The sequence below is a fragment of the Marinicella rhabdoformis genome (genome assembly GCF_009671245.1).
In the GTDB taxonomy this organism is placed as follows: Bacteria; Pseudomonadota; Gammaproteobacteria; order Xanthomonadales; family Marinicellaceae; genus Marinicella; species Marinicella rhabdoformis.
The window spans coordinates 31,299-50,463 of record NZ_VTFS01000004.1; the positions used below are offsets into that span (position 1 = coordinate 31,299).

15 protein-coding genes and 1 other RNA gene are annotated in these 19,165 nt (G+C 42.8%); 8 read left to right on the forward strand and 8 right to left on the reverse strand.

All coding sequences use genetic code 11. The annotated features are described in order from the left end of the window. Positions 1–6 precede the first annotated feature (6 nt). From tatA to FET73_RS10740, 3 genes are all read right to left on the reverse strand, one after another. Positions 7–225: a Sec-independent protein translocase subunit TatA gene (tatA, locus tag FET73_RS10730; RefSeq protein ID WP_154223958.1), complete on the reverse strand. Its 219-nt coding sequence runs from the start codon at positions 223–225 to the stop codon at positions 7–9. 78 nt (positions 226–303) lie between these two features. Continuing rightward, the gene (locus FET73_RS10735; RefSeq protein ID WP_154223959.1) at positions 304–1,194 is read right to left on the reverse strand and encodes an NHL repeat-containing protein; all 891 of its coding nucleotides are present in this window, start codon (positions 1,192–1,194) and stop codon (positions 304–306) included. A 118-nt stretch (positions 1,195–1,312) separates the two neighbouring features. Next, on the reverse strand, positions 1,313–1,891 hold the full coding sequence (locus tag FET73_RS10740) for a TetR/AcrR family transcriptional regulator (RefSeq protein WP_154223960.1): 579 nt from the start codon (positions 1,889–1,891) through the stop codon (positions 1,313–1,315). Positions 1,892–2,038: 147 nt separating this feature from the next. Between FET73_RS10740 and FET73_RS10745 the strand changes: the two genes are divergently transcribed. Beyond that, entirely contained in the window at positions 2,039–4,507 is a 2,469-nt protein-coding gene (locus tag FET73_RS10745; RefSeq protein WP_154223961.1) for an acyl-CoA dehydrogenase, read from the forward strand. 79 nt (positions 4,508–4,586) lie between these two features. Here FET73_RS10745 and FET73_RS10750 read toward each other — a convergent pair whose 3' ends face one another. Genes FET73_RS10750 through FET73_RS10760 form a run of 3 tightly spaced genes read right to left on the reverse strand, consistent with a single transcriptional unit; the run spans position 4,587 to position 8,572 of the window. Then, positions 4,587–7,010 (reverse strand): [protein-PII] uridylyltransferase family protein, encoded by a 2,424-nt coding sequence (locus tag FET73_RS10750; protein WP_154223962.1) that lies wholly within the window; start codon positions 7,008–7,010, stop codon positions 4,587–4,589. Positions 7,011–7,014: 4 nt separating this feature from the next. Beyond that, positions 7,015–8,118 carry a TRAP transporter substrate-binding protein gene (locus FET73_RS10755; protein WP_154223963.1) on the reverse strand — a complete coding sequence of 368 codons (1,104 nt, stop codon included), beginning with the start codon at positions 8,116–8,118 and terminating at the stop codon, positions 7,015–7,017. Positions 8,119–8,122: 4 nt separating this feature from the next. Further along, positions 8,123–8,572 carry a DUF4124 domain-containing protein gene (locus FET73_RS10760; RefSeq protein ID WP_179952234.1) on the reverse strand — a complete coding sequence of 150 codons (450 nt, stop codon included), beginning with the start codon at positions 8,570–8,572 and terminating at the stop codon, positions 8,123–8,125. Between the two features lie 116 nt (positions 8,573–8,688). Here FET73_RS10760 and pssA point away from each other — a divergent pair, with 116 nt between their 5' ends. The 5 genes from pssA (at position 8,689) to FET73_RS10785 (ending at position 15,749) form a co-directional block, all read left to right on the forward strand. Further along, the gene (gene pssA, locus FET73_RS10765; RefSeq protein ID WP_154223965.1) at positions 8,689–9,519 is read left to right on the forward strand and encodes a CDP-diacylglycerol--serine O-phosphatidyltransferase; all 831 of its coding nucleotides are present in this window, start codon (positions 8,689–8,691) and stop codon (positions 9,517–9,519) included. Further along, a complete protein-coding gene (locus tag FET73_RS10770; RefSeq protein WP_179952235.1) occupies positions 9,509–11,206 on the forward strand; it encodes a SpoIIE family protein phosphatase in 1,698 nt (565 codons plus the stop codon). Before pssA ends, FET73_RS10770 begins: the two co-directional genes overlap by 11 nt. A gap of 45 nt (positions 11,207–11,251) precedes the next feature. Continuing rightward, positions 11,252–13,216, forward strand: a complete 1,965-nt coding sequence (locus tag FET73_RS10775) for an alpha/beta hydrolase family protein (protein WP_154223967.1) — start codon at positions 11,252–11,254, stop codon at positions 13,214–13,216. A 114-nt stretch (positions 13,217–13,330) separates the two neighbouring features. Continuing rightward, positions 13,331–13,680, forward strand: an RNA gene (gene rnpB / locus FET73_RS10780) — RNase P RNA component class A. A gap of 20 nt (positions 13,681–13,700) precedes the next feature. Further along, positions 13,701–15,749: a RelA/SpoT family protein gene (locus tag FET73_RS10785; protein WP_154223968.1), complete on the forward strand. Its 2,049-nt coding sequence runs from the start codon at positions 13,701–13,703 to the stop codon at positions 15,747–15,749. Between the two features lie 89 nt (positions 15,750–15,838). Here the strand turns inward: FET73_RS10785 and FET73_RS10790 are convergent, their stop codons facing one another. Both FET73_RS10790 and FET73_RS10795 read right to left on the reverse strand, forming a co-directional pair. Next, positions 15,839–16,618, reverse strand: a complete 780-nt coding sequence (locus FET73_RS10790; protein WP_154223969.1) for a thiol:disulfide interchange protein DsbA/DsbL — start codon at positions 16,616–16,618, stop codon at positions 15,839–15,841. A gap of 63 nt (positions 16,619–16,681) precedes the next feature. After that, positions 16,682–17,296 carry a c-type cytochrome gene (locus FET73_RS10795; RefSeq protein WP_154223970.1) on the reverse strand — a complete coding sequence of 205 codons (615 nt, stop codon included), beginning with the start codon at positions 17,294–17,296 and terminating at the stop codon, positions 16,682–16,684. Positions 17,297–17,420: 124 nt separating this feature from the next. On the opposite strand from FET73_RS10795, the gene yihA reads away from it, so the two are divergent. Continuing rightward, positions 17,421–18,059: a ribosome biogenesis GTP-binding protein YihA/YsxC gene (yihA, locus tag FET73_RS10800; RefSeq protein WP_154223971.1), complete on the forward strand. Its 639-nt coding sequence runs from the start codon at positions 17,421–17,423 to the stop codon at positions 18,057–18,059. Then, positions 18,056–19,165, forward strand: coding sequence for a hypothetical protein (locus FET73_RS10805; protein WP_154223972.1), 1,110 nt, complete (start codon positions 18,056–18,058; stop codon positions 19,163–19,165). Before yihA ends, FET73_RS10805 begins: the two co-directional genes overlap by 4 nt.

Consider the following 19,165-nt stretch of genomic DNA (forward strand, 5'->3'; position numbering starts at 1 on the left):
AAATGGTTACTTCGATTCTTCTTTTTCGGCGTTGTTGTGAGCTTCTTTTTGAGCTTGTTGCTCATCAGACAATTCTTTGGCTTCTTCATCTTCTTCCATTCCCTTTTTAAATCCTTTAACCGCACTGCCTAAATCGCTGCCAATATTCCTGATTTTTTTTGTACCAAAAACCAATGCAACAATAATTAAAATGACTAACAGCTGATAACCACTGATTCCGCCCATAACAACATCCTATGATTCTAAAAAGCTTATTATAACGGTTTATGACTTAAAAAAGGGTGAAGATGAATTGGAATCAATTCAATCTTTCTTGATTTGTCTTGAAGCCACAGACAGCGTAGCCAGCAACAGTGCCAACATTGCCCACCATTGATTGCCTGGAATAGGCTGTGGTGCAGGGCCAGCAATTTGACAACCGCCAGGAGGCGCAATCGCTAATGATTCTATGCCAACCAATGTTTCTGCAACCCAATCTGCTGCGCCGGATTGTGTGTTAATTTTAAATATTCGACTAGGAAATGGGTTCAAAGGGTCAGACAGACGTAAATTAATCACCATCCACAGCTGACCTTGGTCATCAAATGCCAGTCCTGAACCTGCTAAACTGATGTTTCCGCCCAAGTCTCCCATGTTACCGACAACAGTGGCATTGGCACTCTCTTTATCAATTCGATACAGGTTGAAATCATTAGAGGCTACTGCATACAATTCTTCGCCCCATGCAGCGACTGAAGTGAAATTATGGCCTGTGTTACCAATCAAAGTGGCTTTGCCAGAAGTGGGGTTAACTTGGAGTAAATTATTGGTGTGCTTAACCACCATATACATATTTGAGTCACATGCAAAGGTCATACCAAAATCGTAACTTTCTGGCACGGCTCCAAAACCCAAGTTTTGATTGGCATTACCCACTGCGAAAGCATCTGCATGTGTTGTTTCAATTTGAACCAAAGTTTTGGTATTGTCATCAGCGCCATACAACTTGCCGGATGCTGACATAGCCAAACCTTCAACTGCAATATATGGATCAGGCAACTTGCCTTTGCTGACATACTCACCTGTTTCTAAATTAATCTCTACCAAATGATCTGGCATATCAAAATTGTCATCAGCCACAGAAAATGCGGTCACAGCACCCACTGAAGTGGATGCAGTCATTAAAAACAATAATGAGATGGACAAGCTTTTCATGATTAACTGGCAGTATTTAAGCAATTTTATTAGTATCTTGCCGATATTAGCAAAGAACACACAACATAACAACTAACTTTTTGTTACCTTTTGTTGACTTTTGTGTACCACTGGTAAATTACATCACATCTGGTAACAGTTGGTTAGCGACATATTGAACATAGTTCTGTATGTTTTCATTGTCTTTAAGCTTGCCATGTAATGTTTTGGCCATGTGCAAATACCCTACATAAACTGAATAAGCCAATAAAGATTGCTGCTTGGCATCGGTTTCATTCATACCCGTTTCTTGATAAGCTTTCTGTAAGTAATTAAGCCGTTCAAGCGTCACTTCCTTCAACACCTTTGCCACAAATCCATGTTGCCTGTCAGCCAACAACGTTGCATACACTAAGTGACTTTGAGAGGGCTCTGCACTCAGAAAAAACCAAGCCTTCAACCTATCATGAGGACTGTCTAAAGAAAAAATTCTGTCCTTTATGAGCAACTGGTCATCATTACGCCAGCGCTTCAATGCCGATTGAATCAAATCTTTGCGGTTACTGAAGTGCCAATAAAAGCTGCCCTTAGTCACCCCCAAAGCCTTGGCCAGCGGCTCTACCGCAACAGCCCCCACACCTTGGTGAGCGATGACATCGAGTGTAGCCAGCTCCCAATCTTCTGGGTTTAATGACTTTTTTTTGTTGTTATTTTTCATAAATGGCCAAGCTGTTTCGTCCCTTTATCATAATCACATACCAACGCAGGTCAACTGAAAATTCTATTTTCCATACGCATGCGTATTGACATTCGATATTTTTTATACCATACTGTGCCGTATGTTATTAATTCACAGGACTACGTTATGAGTTTTTTGAGCTTATTTTTATTAATACTGGCAGCCACTTTGGTTGCTGGTTATGCCAGAACCAACATCAAAAACTGGACCATTGGTACAGCCATTACTTTGGTATTGGGCATTATATATTTTGATACCGGCTTTTGGTCTTCATTATTAGCAGTTTTGCTTTTTGCACTTCCTGCTTTTTTCCTGAACAACAAAGCCTTTCGACAACAACAATTCACCAAACCTTTTTTAAAGTTTTTCAAAAAAGCTTTACCTGAGCTATCAGAAACTGAAAAAGTGGCACTTGAAGCAGGGACGGTTTATTGGGATGCTGAATTGTTCAGTGGAAAACCTGACTTTAAAAAACTGCATGACATCAAAAAACCAGAACTAACTACGGATGAGCAAGCATTTATTGACGGTCCTGTGGCTGAATTGTGTGCCATGCTTAATGAACATGAATACAATCATGACCGTGGCGACATGCCACCAGAAACTTGGGACTTCATTATGAAAAACAAGTTTTTTGCAATGATCATTCCAAAGAAATATGGCGGCCTAGGCTTCACTGCCCTTGCCCACAGCGCTGTATTACAAAAAGTTTCCTCTCGCAGTTCGGTAGGTGCAGCTACAATTGCCGTTCCCAACTCTTTAGGCCCTGCTGAATTACTCTTGGAATATGGAACCGAAGAGCAAAAAGACCATTACTTGCCTCGCTTGGCTGAAGGCAAAGAAATTCCATGTTTTGGCTTAACTGGGCCTACCGCTGGCTCAGATGCCACTTCTATTCCAGATGTGGGCCGTGTATGCAAAAAAACCATAGATGGCAAAGAAGTTTTAGGTATCAGCCTGACTTTTGATAAACGTTACATCACTTTGGCTCCTGTTGCCACTGTTGTCGGTTTGGCATTTCAAATGATGGATCCAGATGGTCTATTGGGTGACGAAAAACAATTAGGAATCACCTTGGCTTTGGTTCCTCGTGACACAGAAGGACTCGATATTGGTCGCAGACATTTACCGTTAGATGTGATGTTCATGAATGGACCTGTGCGCGGAAAAGACATATTCATTCCAATGGATTACATTATTGGCGGCCAGCCTATGATAGGCCATGGTTGGCGCATGTTGGTTGAGTGTTTATCAGTAGGCCGTGCCATATCCTTACCTTCTTGTTCTACCGGTGGCGCCAAAATGGTCTCTTGGGGAACTGGCGCATACGCCAGAATCCGTAAACAATTTAATTTACCGATTGGCCGCTTTGAAGGCATAGAGGAAGCTTTGTGCCGCATTGCGGGCAAGACCTACTCTTGTGCAGCGACATCTACCATGACCGCCTTGGCTGTTGATCGTGGTGAACGTCCTGCCGTTCCCTCTGCCATTGCAAAAATGCACGTAACAGAAATGACCCGCAGTATCATTCAAGATGCCATGGACATTCATGGTGGTAAAGGCGTTGTTATGGGTCCTAAAAATTACTTGGGACGTGCATGGATGGGCTCACCTATTTGGATTACCGTTGAAGGCGCTAACATCTTAACCCGCAGCATGATTATCTTTGGGCAGGGTGCCATCCGATGCCATCCATATGTTTTGAAAGAGATGGAAGCGGCCAGATTAGAAGACCCTAAAGAAGCCTTAACCACCTTTGATGATGTGCTGTTTAAGCACATCGGCTATTCTTTCCAAAATGCCGTGCGGTCGTTTTTCCAAGGCCTTGGGACTTGGCGTTTGGAAAGAGGACCTGGTGACAAATTCACTAAACAATTTTATTCAAAAATCACCCGTTACAGTGCCGCTTTTGGCTTTGCTGCTGACGTTTCCATGTTGACTTTAGGCGGTTCAATGAAGAAGCGTGAAAAGACTTCGGCTCGCTTGGGCGATGTGCTCAGCCATTTGTATATGGCATCAGCTGTTCTGAAGCGTTACCGTGACCAGGGTTCACAGCACGCTGATCAGCCTATTGTCGCTTGGGCGTTACATAACCATTTCTATGAAATTGAGCAAGCATTGAAAATGTTAGCGTATAATTTCCCCAATAAATACATTGGTATGTTCTTACGCAGAATCATCTTCCCTCTTGGCACTCACGAATTGCCACCAGGTGATCGCTTAGGCCATAAGGTTTCAAGTTTGTTATTAACGCCAAACGAAACAAGACAGCGACTCACTGATGGCATCGACCGTGATGAAACAGAACATCATTTTGTAGCACACATGAATCGCGTGTTATCTAAAGTTATTGACACCGAGCCTTTAGAACGACGTGTATTAAAGGCAATCAAAAGTGGTGCTATAGATGAAATTGACCCACGTGATCAATTAAAACAAGCATTAGATAAGGACATCATCAGTAAGAATGAGTATAATTTGCTCACCAAAGTTCGCCAAGAAGTTTCAGAAATGATATCAGTTGATGATTTTCCTTTTGAAGCCTTTGACCGCTACCAAGCGCAGTCCGATGACGAACAAACTAAAGTAGCATAAAACAGATTATTTAAACAGTCACAGAAACTGTCACCCATCACCTCGTAGCCCGATTTGGTAGAAACTTTCAAAGTTGAAACTAAATTGGGCTTTTTTGATTCAACAATGAATCCGCCAATGACTGGTTGATTACCGAGCATTCAACCCCTTTTGAAAGCAATTCTCGATAGTTCACTGCCTCTAATAAATCAGGATGTTCTGGTAGTGAAAGCAAAATTTGCTCTAAAAACTGTAAGTCATCATGGTGGTTCACACTACCAAACTGCGTTAACTTCTCAGCCATCTCTCTCATCGCCTGCCGGACAGCATCAGGCGATCTTTTTGGATCACACAACACTTTAAATTTTAATTTCTTGAACCACAATTGCTGTGTTTCATTTTGACCTAACAACCTTGCTTTGATTAATGCTGCATGCTCCCAAACCCAAGCTTCACTACACTGGTATGACTCAAACTCTTTTCGACTGGTAACCAACGCACCTGCATTGCCATTAGGTCTTAACTGTAAATCTAAATCATACAAAACCCCATGGTACATTTTGACCATTAAATGGTGACTGATCCGCTTGGCCCAACGTTGCAAAAACATCAATTGATCCGCATTCAGCTCATCTGCATCCACAACAAAAACCAAATCAACATCGGAGTGTAGACCCATGTGCCTCATTCCAAGCGAGCCATAGGCCAACACCATCATTTGTTCTGCCTGCAAACCACAGAGTCCCAATCTATCAGATGTTTCTTGCCACCCTTTTTCAACCACTAGTGCAATAAAAAAATCTGCCAAAACACTGAAGCCATCGCGCAAATATTGACCAGAAAAGCCCAGAGTCAATGCCGTTTGAATCAGTCTAAATTGTTGCTTGTGTTTGAAAAACCTGACCGCCTCCATCCATTCCTCTTCATCACTTTTTGAAACAATTATTTTTTGCCAAGCTTGTTCAAAACAAGACCGATCGACTGACTTTGGCAATAATTCAGGCTCAAATAACAACTCCAATAAAGCAGGGTGTTGCACCCATGTTTTAACAAAATATTCGTTTTGTTTTATCAATTTGAGCAATGACGGTAACAAGCTTTTTTCCTGCAACAACATCAACACATAGCTGGGGCGGCGCATGATGGCTTTCAGTATAGGAATCAAACGATCCTCAAGTACATCAATTTCATCCAATTGAGCTGCTCGCTCTAAAAGCTTTTGCATATGATCTGCCCTGTCTTGGGTCATTTTTTGAGTAAAATGCACTTCCATAGACCTTTTAATCCAACGAACAACCTCGTCTGGTAAATGCTGCTGTGGTTCATCAGCAACAAACAAAGCATTGAATAACTTTTGTACCAATTTTTGATGAACCTGCCATTGTTGCTCACATGATTTCCAACTAGCTAAACCCATCAAATTCGCCATAGCAAGCAACTGGCCTGAATCTCTTGGCGTCACATGAGTTTGTTCATCATTGATGATCTGACATAAATTCTCTAACCGCCTCATAAACAGCCAAGCCGATTTCAATCCTTGGGCATTGTCTTTTTGAATTTTTTTATACTGCATCAACAAGTCAAATTGCGGCTCAATAGAAACCCCTTGTAATTCAGGTAAACGACCACCAAAAGTGACCTGTAAACTTTGCACTATGAATTCAATTTCTCTGATTCCACCTGCTCCCAACTTCAAATCATGTTGGTGGTCTTTTGCAGACAACGCCATATCCCTTTTGATCTTGGCGAGTGAGTCAAAAACCGAATAGTCCAAGTGCTTGCGATAAATAAAGGGATTAACTGAAGCCAAAACTGATGCAGATAACTTGGCATGACCTGCCACAAAACGAGCCCGCATCCAAGCAAATCGCTCCCACTCTCTGCCCTCTGTAATGATGTAATGTTGCAAGGCCGCATCAGTACAAACCAATGGTGCTGCTGACCCAAAAGGTCGCAGACGCATATCTACTCGATATACGCGACCATCAGCAGTGAACTGATCTAACAATTTGATCAACCGCCTTCCCAACTTTTCGAAATACCTGGTGGCTTCTAAACTTCGCTTACCATCAGATTGACCATCACCACTACAAACAAAGACCAAGTCAATGTCTGAAGAATAATTAAGTTCATTGGTGCCCAGTTTACCCAAAGCCAACACAGCAAACGTTACAGGCTCATTGCTCTCATCAAATACCCGTCCATACCGTTCAACCATGTACTGTTCTGCAGAGGTCAATGCATGCTGCACTAAACAGTCAGCCAGTTGTGATGTTTTCAGCATCGCCAAACCATGCTCTGCTGTTGATAAATAACAATCGAGCTGGGCAATTAAAGCCAATCTTGACTGCCTAAATTCTCTCAAGTTTTTGAACACATCATGGTGGATGTGTTGCTCAGAAAATGTTTGCCAGTCGGCATCCACATCATAAGCATTCAATGAAGGGTATAACTCCATCAAAGGTTCAACCGCTGCTTGCTGTTGCACCACAAAAGGAAAAGTTTCAAGCCATTTGGAGCCCATCAAATTACCTGGCTTGTAAATAAGCCATTTCAGAAACGTTGAGCCAGGCCTGAGTTTTTTCTGCAAAATCAAAATAGGATTGGTGTATGCGCTTGGCCAACTGACTTGATTGGCTGAGTTCCAACATCACCGCTTCAGCATGTTGCTTGAAAGTAGCTAACACATCTTCAGGGAAGGCTTTCATTTTGATATGATGCACCTTCTGCAAAGTATCTAATGCCCTTTGATTGTTGGCCATGTATTCAGACAACATGTTTTGGTTGGCTGCCATGGCCGCCATCTCTACCACTGTTTGTAAATCTTCAGGCAATGCGTCGAATGCATCTTGATTGATGATGGCTTCTAAACATGCCGTTGGTTCATGCCAACCTGGATAGTAATAAAACTGTGCCGCTTGATACAAACCGAAAGCCAAATCATTATATGGTCCAACCCACTCTGTGGCATCAATGGTTCCAGTTTGTAATGCAGTAAACAATTCTGCCCCAGGCAGGACTTGCGGGGTTCCACCAGCACGCGACAACACATCCCCAGCCAATCCAGGAATCCTCATCACCAGTCCTTTGATGTCTTCTATGCTGTTGATTTCTTTGTTAAACCAACCACCCATTTGAACACCGGTTTGGCCCGCTGGCAATGGTTTCAGACCAAAAGGTCGATAAGTCTCTTCCCATAACTCAAGCCCACCACCGTGATAAAGCCAACCATTCATTTCATTGGCATTCATACCAAATGGCACTGCGCCAAAAAACTGAGCTTCTGGCGCCTTCCCTTTCCAATAATAAGCAGCACCATGTCCCATTTGTGCTGTACCTGATGACACCGCATCAAAAACCTCAAATGCAGGAACCAGTTCATTGGCTCCAAATACCTTGACGACCAAGCGACCACCTGACATTTGGTTTATTTTATCGGCTAAAAACTGTGCCCCCGTACCTAAGCCAGGGAAGTTTTTGGGCCAAGTTGTGACCATTTTCCACTCAACAACATCAACACCAGCGACTTTCGACTCACAAGCAGATGTACTGTTGTTTGACTTTTTACATGCTGACAAACCAGCAACGGCGCCCGCAAGCGCCGCTGTTTTTAATATTTTTCTTCTGTTCATGTGTTTAATTACAATTGTCCCTAACCGCTTTATTGGCTTGCTGAAATGCTTTTATGCGTTGTGCGTCTGTCATCATGGTTCTGGCGCCAGTTTCCTCATCAACTTGTGCAACCCTTGTGCTCGAGTTCAATGCATTCAGGTTTTTTCTGGCGGTTTCACATTGTTTTTTTCGATTTGCTGCATCCACTTTGGCCATTTGTGCTTTGGCTTCTTTTTCAGCTTCTGGATCAACAGGCTCCTCTGCTTCAGGTGTCACTTCAACATCTTCTTCAGCTGCTTTCTTGGCCACCACTTTAGGTGCTTTTCTTATTTTGACTGTTTTGACATTTTGATCATCTGGCTTATTAGATGAGTAATGAATTTGACCATTTTCATCCACCCACTTATAAACTTTTCCAGCATTTGCTGTACAAAAAACAGTCAAAAACAAAGCAAAAACAAACAATTTTTTCATGAGCTTTCTCCTTATAAATAGCTTTTCTGCCATTATCTTAGGAAGTTTAAAACCAAATAGCAAGCGAAGCGATAATGAATTAAGGTACAATGGAAGCAGTTTAAATTCAATGTTTTATGACTAAATTAGATCAAGCCAAACGCAAAGGCATTTACTTATTACCTAACTTATTTACCACCGGCGCCATGTTTGCCGGTTATTACGCCATCATCGCCTCTATTCAAGGTAAATTCGGCATGGCCTGCTTATCAATCTTCATTGCCGCCCTACTTGATGGTTTGGACGGCCGAGTCGCGCGCCTGACCAACACACAATCCGCATTCGGTGAACAGTATGATTCACTGTCAGACTTGGTCTCCTTCGGAATTGCGCCTTCAATACTGGCTTTCAACTGGTCGCTCTACTCATTAACTAACGTCCACCCTGTTTTGGGTAAATTGGGCTGGTTAGCTGCATTTATATTTGCAGTCAGTGGTGCGTTGCGTTTGGCACGTTTTAACACTCAAATTGGTGTTGTTGACAAAGCCTACTTCCAAGGCTTGCCTTCACCAGCGGCAGCAGCCGTTTTGGCCGGGTTTGTCTGGGTCTGTGTTGACATCGGGTTTGAAGGCGCTTCGTTGCGTTATGTCATGCTTCCTTTGACTGCAATTGTCGGTTTACTGATGGTCTCACGTTTTCGCTATTATTCATTCAAGACCATCCCGTTTAAGGAAGGTGTTTCATTTGTTTGGTTGATTATTTTGGTACTTATCATCGTATTATTAGCGATTAAAACTGAATGGGTGTTATTTATCGTCTTCAGTTTATACGGACTTTCTGGCGTGGTGATGACCTTATTACACATCAAAAATAAACGTGCTAGAAAAAAGAATAAACTCTCAAAAAAAGCTGAAAAAAATAACACATCACACCAAGATGAACCTGAGGACAAGACTGATGAGGCCTGAGACCTCATTATTCAAAGAACCTAAAAACAAGCAGGAATCTGCAGGCACACTTGAGCAGCTCTCATTACTGGCTGACTTGAGCCAGGATTTTGTTAAATCGATGGACATTGATGTGATTTTAAAACGTGCGGTGGTGCGCATCAAAAATTACATGCAATCTGAAGCAGCCAGCGTATTTTTGCTGAACAAAGAAAACAAACTCTTGTGTCGGGCCAGTTCAGGCCCAGTTGATGTCACCAACATGGTCATAGAAACCCATGACGGCATCGTGGGCCGCACGTTTATTCAAGGCGAATGCCAAATGATCAAAGACGCCAGTAAAGACGCAGACTTCATATGTCATGTCGATGAACTGACGGGTTTTCAAACCAAATCGGTACTTTGTACGCCGTTGATTTGGAATGACAAAACCATCGGCGTGATACAAGTGCTGAATCGATTAGATGACGGTCTATTCATGGCTCGCGACCGAGACATTTTGCGGTTACTGGCACCACCCATCGCATTAGCAGTGCAAAATGCCAGATTCACTTTAAATGTAGTAGAACAAAAAAGAATCCGCAAAGAACTGACGCTGGCACGAAAATTACAACGTTCCTTGCTTCCCAACCGAATCAAGCCACCCTTTCCAGTGGTGGGGACCAATGTATCAGCGAATGAGGTTTCAGGGGATTTCTATGATTATTTTGAGCTCAATGATGGCACCATAGGGTTTTTCATAGGTGACGTCTCAGGCAAAGGACTAGATGCCTCCATGCTGATGGTCAGGGCCAGCAGCCTGTTGCGCTGGATTGGAAAAGACAAGCTGCCACCAGGCCAGTGGTTAGCAAAAGCCAACAAAGAGTTGTGTGAAAAAGCCTCGCGCGGCCTGTTCGTTTGTGCAGCGGTTGGTTATTACGACCCTAAAACCGACACGGTCACATGGTCGAATGCCGGTTTACCACCCGTCATATATAAATGCCCAGCCTGTCAGATAGAGTCTTGGCGTGCAGATGCACCACCATTAGGCATCAAACACAGCGCCCTCTCTTTCGAACAACAAAGCCTAACCTTAGAACAAGGTGGCCTATACTTTTTAACTGACGGTTTAACTGATGCAAGAAATGATGAAGGTGAACGATTAGAACTGGACGGTTTGATCGAGCACATCAAAACGGTAGAGTCTGATTCTCCAGAAGTGCGGATTGGAAAACTCATTACATTTGCTAGGCGACACAAACTCAATGACGATGCCACCATGTTGTTGATCGAAAAGCGAGACCACCTCAAAGAAAAGATTATTGATAACATGACATTTCAATCTGACCCTGGCCAGCTAAAAGAAGTCAGGTGTCGGGTCAAACAAGCCTGTCAGGCGGTTAATTTTGATGAAACCACTTGCCAAGAAATCATACTCAGTCTAGATGAAGCAGTTACCAATATCATCAGACACGCCTACAAAAACAATACTGAAGAAAGCATAGAACTTGAAATCAAAAAACAAAACAACACCTTGGTGTTTTACTTGAGGGATTTTGCTCCCGAGGTCTATGACAGCCAGATCAAACCGCGTGATTTAAACAATCCTTTGCCCGGTCAAATGGGCATCAATTTCATTGATTCCATCATGGACTCTTGGGAGTTTGCCACACCTAAAGACGGCTATGGCAACCTCCTTATCATGAAAAAAGAAATTAAAGTACTCTAGAATCCGTTACAATGTTTGGCGATTTAAATTGCATAAACATAAACGATGAAAAAAATTCTATCCCTTATGGCCTTGCTGATATTAAGCAACAGCGCATTGGCCGCAAAAAAAGTTCCACTTGAAGCATTCGCGGCTAAAGCCAAATTCAAGTCAGTAAAAATTTCACCTGACGCCAAACACCTGGCCTTTACTTTCGAAGAAGGGTCAGAAGTTAAGCTCGGCATCATGAATATGAAAACTAAGAAAGGCTTGTTTGCGTTCGACGTGGGTGATGATCGAGAAGTGGCTCAATTTGATTGGGTCAGCAACAAACGAATCGTCTTCGTTAGCCAATACATTACTGGGTGGTTAGATGGCAGACCTAAAAAACCTGAAATGAAAGCCGTGGATATTGATGGCGAAAACGCAACCATGCTTCATGACTTTCAAAGATCTGGTGTTCGAATCATCTCATTACTTGAAGACCAACCTGATCATGTTTTAATTTCTAAAAGCCATTATGCTGATGGCGGCAGTGCCAAATTAAATAAAATGAACATCCACAACGGTAAAATGAGCTACATGAAAGGCGCCCCAAGCACTGTTGGTGGGACTTTGTCTCGAATTTATTCTATTCGGGTTGATCACAATGATGAACCTCGTGTTGCTGTTGAATACGATCCGGTCGATCGTTTTAATTTTGACGACGATGTTATTTATTTGCACATCAGAAAATCTGGTGGTGATTGGAAATTAATGACATTACCAAACAACAAAACTGAACCTCCTCAAGTTGCTGGTTTAGGTTTCAGTAAAGACAATAACATTTATTACTTTGCATCGAACCATGATTTAAAAGACGAAGGCACCACTGGCCTATTCTCTTACAATTTCAGCACTGATAAAATCACCAAGTTATTCAGACATCCTGATGTTGATATAGCTTCTGCCATCACTGGCCGTAATGATGAAGTGATTGGTGTTAACTACGAAGCAGGCTATCCTGATTACTTTTACTTAGAAGATGAGTCTGTTAAAGGCGAAGTTGCATTCCACAAATCAATTCGTGCATCATTCAAAGGCCAAGCCATTGGCATAGGTACTTATACCAAAGACAGAAACATCACCACTATCAGTGTTCGCAGTGACAAAAACCCTGGTGATTACTACTTGATTGATCGACGTGATAACAAAGTCACTTATGTTGCCAGCCGCAACTCTCAAATTGATCCTAAATTAATGGCTGCAGTAGAGCCTTTCACCATGACTGCACGTGATGGTTTGAAGATGTATGGACTGATGACCATTCCAAACGGTAAAGAATTAAAAGACTTACCCATGGTAATTTACCCACATGGTGGCCCTTATGGTCCAAGAGACCGCTGGGGCTTTGACAACCGCGCACAACTACTCGCACACCATGGCTACTTAGTGGTTCAATTGGATTTCCGTGGTTCGGGCGGGTATGGTAAGAAGTTTGAAAAAGAAGGATACACCTACTGGGGCACCAAGATGCAAGACGACATCACTGATGCCACAAAATGGGCCATCAACCAAGGTTATGCTGACAAAGATCGTATTTGTATCCATGGCGTGAGTTATGGTGGTTATGCCTCTATGCAAGCGGTAGTACGCGAACCTGACTTGTACAAATGTACCATTCCTGATGCGGGTATTTACGAAGTAGAATTGCAATGGAAAAAAGCCGACTCTTTCAAAGGCAACCGCAAAGCGAGACAAAACTATTTCAAACAAATGTTTGGCACATATGAAGACCAAGCCGTATTGGACTCACGCTCTCCTGCTTTGAACCTGGATAAAGTGACTGCAGATATCTTCTTGGTTCATGGCACAGAAGATGTTCGAGTCCCTATAGAAAATGCTTATTTCTTAGAGAAAAAATTGAAAGAAAAAGGCATCAAATACAAAACCATGTATAAGAAAGACGGGCACGGATTCCAAAAAATACCACACAGACTTGACTTATACAAAGCCATATTAAAGTTTTTAAAGAAAAATATTGGTAAATAATACAAGCTAATAAGCCAATCAAAAGGCACTTTCGGGTGCCTTTTTTTATGTTTAAATTTAAGCATAATCACAGATAGTGATTGCTTTTTATTCAAAAAACACCACAATAGCCTCTGAGTTGGTCGGGCAATCGCGGTTGGTAACAATCGAGGAAAGTCCGGGCTCCACAGGGCAGGGTGCCGGATAACGTCCGGGAGGCGCGAGCCTACGGCCAGTGCAGCAGAAAAGATACCGCCAAACTTCGGTTTGGTAAGGGTGAAATGGTGCGGTAAGAGCGCACCGCGACTTTGGAGACAAAGGTGGCATGGTAAACCCCACTTGGAGCAAGACCAAATAGGAAAACGCGAGGTGTGGCCCACACTGTTTTCGGGTAGGTTGCTTGAGGCATGCAGCAATGTATGACCCAGATGAATGATTGCCACGTTTTTAACGTACAGAACCCGGCTTACAGACCAACTCAATTAATTTTACAAATTCAGGTATTATGAATTTTGAACCACCAATACAAGATCATTGGATCATTGATGACACACACCGTTCTGAATCGCATTACTCACAAACTGTAGCTGTGCTTGAGGCACTCAAAGCAGACGAAGAAATGCTGATGATTTACGCGCTTTTTCATGCCTTGAGAACAAACCACCCTCAGGCAAAAGCGCAACTCCAAACACTGACATCGAAACAACAGCAAATCATTGATGATTTGCTAAAAATTCACCAAGCTGACTGGCTCATCAATCCAAAATCCAACAATGCCGAAGGATTGCGCCGCCTGTTATTCGCCATGATAAATGACGTGCGTTTGGTGCTGATCCTTCTCGCAGAACAAGTGGTCTTGATGCGAGCGGCTATTTCTTTCAGTGAAGCGTGGCAAAAACAACTGGCCACATCAACCATGACCTACCATGCTGCTTTAGCTAATCGATTGGGTGTATGGCAAATCAAGTGGGAATTGGAGGACTTGTCTTTCCGTTTTCTTCAAGGCGAACAATACAAAAGCATTGCCAAAAAACTGGCTGAGAAAAGAAAAGCCAGAGAGCAATTTATTGCAGATTGTTCGTCGCACTTACTTGAAGTAATGGCACAGAACAACATTCAGGCTGACATTGCTGGCCGTCCCAAACACATTTACAGCATTTACAAGAAAATGCAGAAAAAGAACCTCTCTTTCGATGGTTTATACGACATCAGGGCGGTACGGGTGCTTGTAGATTCTGTTGCAGACTGTTATGCCACTTTAGGCTTGGTCCATGGCACATGGTCTCATATACCCAAAGAGTTTGATGATTACATAGCGCAACCCAAAGGCAACATGTACCAATCCCTACACACTGTGGTGATGATTGACGGTAAAACCTTGGAAGTCCAAATCAGAACCCATCAAATGCATGAACATGCTGAGTTGGGTGTGGCGGCTCATTGGCGCTACAAAGACGGCAGCAAACAAGACCAAAACTATGACAGCAAAGTTAACTGGATGCGCCAGCTGCTCTCTGAAAACAGCAGTTCAGAAGACCTTTTAGGCGCTTTTCAATCTGACACTCAAGAAGAACGCATCTATGTCTTCACACCGACAGGTGATGTGATTGATTTGCCTCGAGGCTGTACAGCTGTTGATTTCGCTTATCATGTACACACCGAAGTGGGGCATCGCTGTCAAGGGGCCAAGGTTAACGGTTCCATCGTACCACTGACGCGACCACTCTCCACTGGTGATCGTGTAGACATTTTAACTGCCAAAACAGCCAAGCCATCTCGAGATTGGTTACATGAGCAGTCTGGCTATTTACACAGCGCCAAAGCAAGGGCAAAGGTACGCCACTGGTTCAGAGAAAACGACTTTGACAAAAACTTGGTCATTGGTAAAGAACTTTTAGACAATGAATTGAAAAAGTTCGCCCTCACTGACATTGACTATGATGCTATTTTGCAGCACTTCAACTTACATCAATTAGATAAGTTGTATGCAATGATTGCCACGGGCGATATCACCGTAACTCAAGTTGTCAACCGGGCCGAGTTTCAAACCAACCCTCAAAAAAGATTCAAAAAGAAGACCAGCAAAAAGAAAGTTACCAACAAAAAAGCACATATCATTGTTGAAGGCGTTGATTCACTGAAAACCACCATCGCGAGTTGCTGCCAACCCAAGCCAGGTGAACAAATCGGAGGCTACATTACACGCATAAGAGGTATCAGTGTTCACAGCATACATTGTGACAATTACCTTCACATGATTTCTGAAGAACCTAACAGGTTGGTTAATGTGAACTGGGGAGATGAAGACAACTGGGGCATGCAAAGTCAACTCAAACTGACTGCCCAAAACAAAAAACACGTCATCAAAGACATCAGTATCTTGGTTGCTCAACTTCAAGCACAAATTGTTTCACTGAATGCCAAAAGTGATACTGAAGCGGGCCTTTTACACATCAGTATCAGCGTTCAAGTCAAAGACTTTGACCACCTTAAACTGATCATCGATCGCGCTTCCAGCCTAGAAGGCTTGATAGATATAGAACGTGTAGCTTAAGTAGAGTATCTCACTTTTTTTAGGTCATAAAAAAAGCCGGTCATTCTTTAAAGATTGACCAGCTTTTTATTTTCTGAGGTGTTACTTACTTATTTGCTTTCAGCATCAATCAAGTAATCAACCAAATCCATCATGCCTTCACGTGTTTTCAACTGTTTGGCATTGGGTTTGAATTTACCATTAACAACAACAGTAGGTGTTGACTGTACTTGCATCTGACGCATCATTTGATCACCTTTGCGAATCATGCCATCAATCATAAACGAGTTTGCTGTTGATAAGAATTTATCTTTATCTACACCGAAACTTGAAGCATACCAGTCGGCAATTTGTTCAATGGTTCTGAATTGTTTCTTATGCTGATGAATGGCTTCGAAGAAAGCATTATGAGACTTTTCTAACAAATCCATTGATTCTGCTGTGTAGTATGCTTGTGCATAGATTTTCCAGATGGGTTGGAAAACGACAGGAACACGTACCAACTTCACATTGTCTTTCTTTCTTTGCTCAAAAGCCTTCATATAGGGTTGGAAAGAATAACAATGAGGGCACAAATATCCAAAAAACTCATAAACAACGACTTCATCTTCAGTCTCTGTATCCCACGCTGGGTTTAAAACTGTGTAATGAATCCCAGCCTGATAGTTCACTTCCGCAGGCATAACTTTCTTAGCCACGGTATTTGTCGCTTTGGCCACTTGCTCAGTGACTGCTTCCTCAGCAGCCTCTTTGACTTCTGACTTAGCCGTTTCAACCGCTTTTGTCGCTTCTGTTTTAATAGCCTCAACTTTAGCTTCTGCTTCTTGTTGATCAGCATTTGAACAGCTGATAACTAAGAACAGCGCTAAAAATAAAGTTAGTTTTTTCATGTTTTCCTCTTTCAATTGTTGAGCCGCTTGGACAGCAAGCGACTCAGTTAGTTCGTTTTAAGTTTATTTGGCTTTTTGTAAGCCTTGAATGTAGCTGGCTACGGCGGTGATTTCTTCATCACTCAAATATTGAGCCACTTCTGCCATGACACTGTCATTGGGGTTGTCACTGCCCTCAATCACTCGGCCAGCACGGTACAATTTCAACTCATTCACTGTGTATGCCGCATGCTGGTTTGCCAATTTCGGGTAACCCGACAGTGGATTGCCTTGACCTGTTGGGCCATGACAGGCCAAACAAGCAGGAATGTTGCGGTCTTTGATGCCACCTTGATAGATGCTTTGACCCAACTCAACCATTTCAGGATCAGCTGCTTTTAACTTCATTTTTTGTGAAGCAAAGAATGCTGACAAATCTTTGATGTCTTGGTCAGACAAAGCCGCCACCATCGGTGCCATGTTGGCACTTGGGCGCGCACCCGATTTGAACAACTTGATTTGGCGCTCAATGTACTTTTCATGCTGACCGGCAATCGAAGGCCAGATTGGGTTGACGCTGTTACCGTCCATGCCATGACATGCGCCACAAGTGGCTGATAAGGCTTTACCTTTTTCGGCATCTTGTGCCAAAGCATGAGTAGATATAACCAGTAACAAAGACAGAATGATGTGTTTCATATTGACCCCTATTGGAAATGCTGACTTAAAAAAGCCGATATTATAGCCGATAAGCCAACCGTGAACATATCAAATTTTGGCTCAGTCCTTTAAAATAGCCGCTTTTGAATGTTCACAATTTAGCATGGCCAACATATTCAATCGCTGCGAATTTCTCATCAGTGCCTATACCATTGCACAATTACCTGCTGATTCTGGTATGGAAATTGCTTTTGCAGGTCGCTCAAATGCAGGAAAATCGACCACCATTAATGCCTTGACCAACAACAAAGGCTTGGCCAAAGTGAGTAAAACACCGGGTCGTACCCAATTATTTAACTGTTTCGAGTTTTCACCTGGCTTACGCTTAGTCGATTTACCCGGTTACGGTTACGCCAAAGTGCCCATCAAAATGCGCAAACATTGGGACCAAGAAATCAATAACTACCTGATGAAGCGTCAAAGTTTGATTGGTGTGGTGATTATCCAAGACATCCGCCACCCAATGAAGGACTTCGATAAACAGATGATTACTTGGGCGTTCAATTCAGGCATGCGATCACACGTCATCTTGAACAAATCAGACAAAATCAACAATGGAAAAATCAAACAAACCTTGGTCGATGTCAAACGCCAAATCAAAGCACTGAGCCCAACAACAACTTGCCAAACTTTCTCAGCATTGCGTCGCGTTGGCACTGAAGAATTATCAACAATCGCCAAATCATGGTTTGCTGAAGAACAATCTTTTATGGACCAAGGCAAAGAGTTCGAAGAAGAATGAGCTACAAACACCAACTCAATGGCCTATTCGCCCTTGAATGCCAACAATCTATTACACAAACAGTAGACAAAGAATCGGCTGACCACATTGGCCAAATGTTGGCCCGTGATTTACGCGCCATCATGCCATTGGATGAGGATGATTCTGCTTTGGCTTTTGCAGCCGCCGCCTTCCCTGTTGAACAAATTTTGCAACCTAAATGGCCTGTTCATGATGCCTTGAAACAATATGCCGAAGCCGCATTTCAGGGCGAATTGCAAATGAACAAGGTGCTGACCATTGGCTCAGATAATGGTTTTATGCCACAAGGTTTGCACCCTACCGACTCTGATCAGGTGTTGATGTTGATGCCATTCGTATTGTTTACAAACAATGATGAACTGGCTGAACAGTTTGAAGCTGATTTGATGCACAAAGGCATGATTTCACCGCCTTGTTTTGAAGCCATCAGTGCTCACTTGACACCCAACATCAACCACGCCAATTACATGACCACATTGGATTTGTTGGCCATGATGCACAACCATTATGAGCAGCTGGGAATGGATCCTGTTTGGCAAGTGATTGAAGCGGCGTTGTTGCAAAAACAAGCCAAAATGGCGAGTCAAAGCCCGCAACACAACCATTTCTTTTTGGTTGACCACTTGGTCTTTTCACCGATGTTCAGCTATGGTCAGATGGCCAGTTACTTTAATGCCGAGAGTAAGGCTTATATGGAATGGTTGATTGCACAAAGAACCGCCATGTCAGCATTTCAAGCTCACGGGCTAGAATTACATTTATTTCAAGCAACGGAATGGCCGTTGAGCGATGAAAAAATCTGTTTGGGTGGTTTTGAAAAACATCGCCTGACCGGTGATTATTGGACAGAAATACAAGGTGAAATCAGACCTGACTTACCCGTTGAACTTAATTTTTTTGAAAGTCAGCAAGCAGGTTTAGTGGCCATCAGCGTCAAAAACACCGATGCCCAAAGTCAACACATTTACTATCCGCTGTCACCGCAAGGTATTAACAGCATAGAAAAAAGCATCAAATCACAATTTACTGACATCAGTGGACACCAAATGGTGGTGGTTGAAGAACAACAGCAACTTCCTTTATAA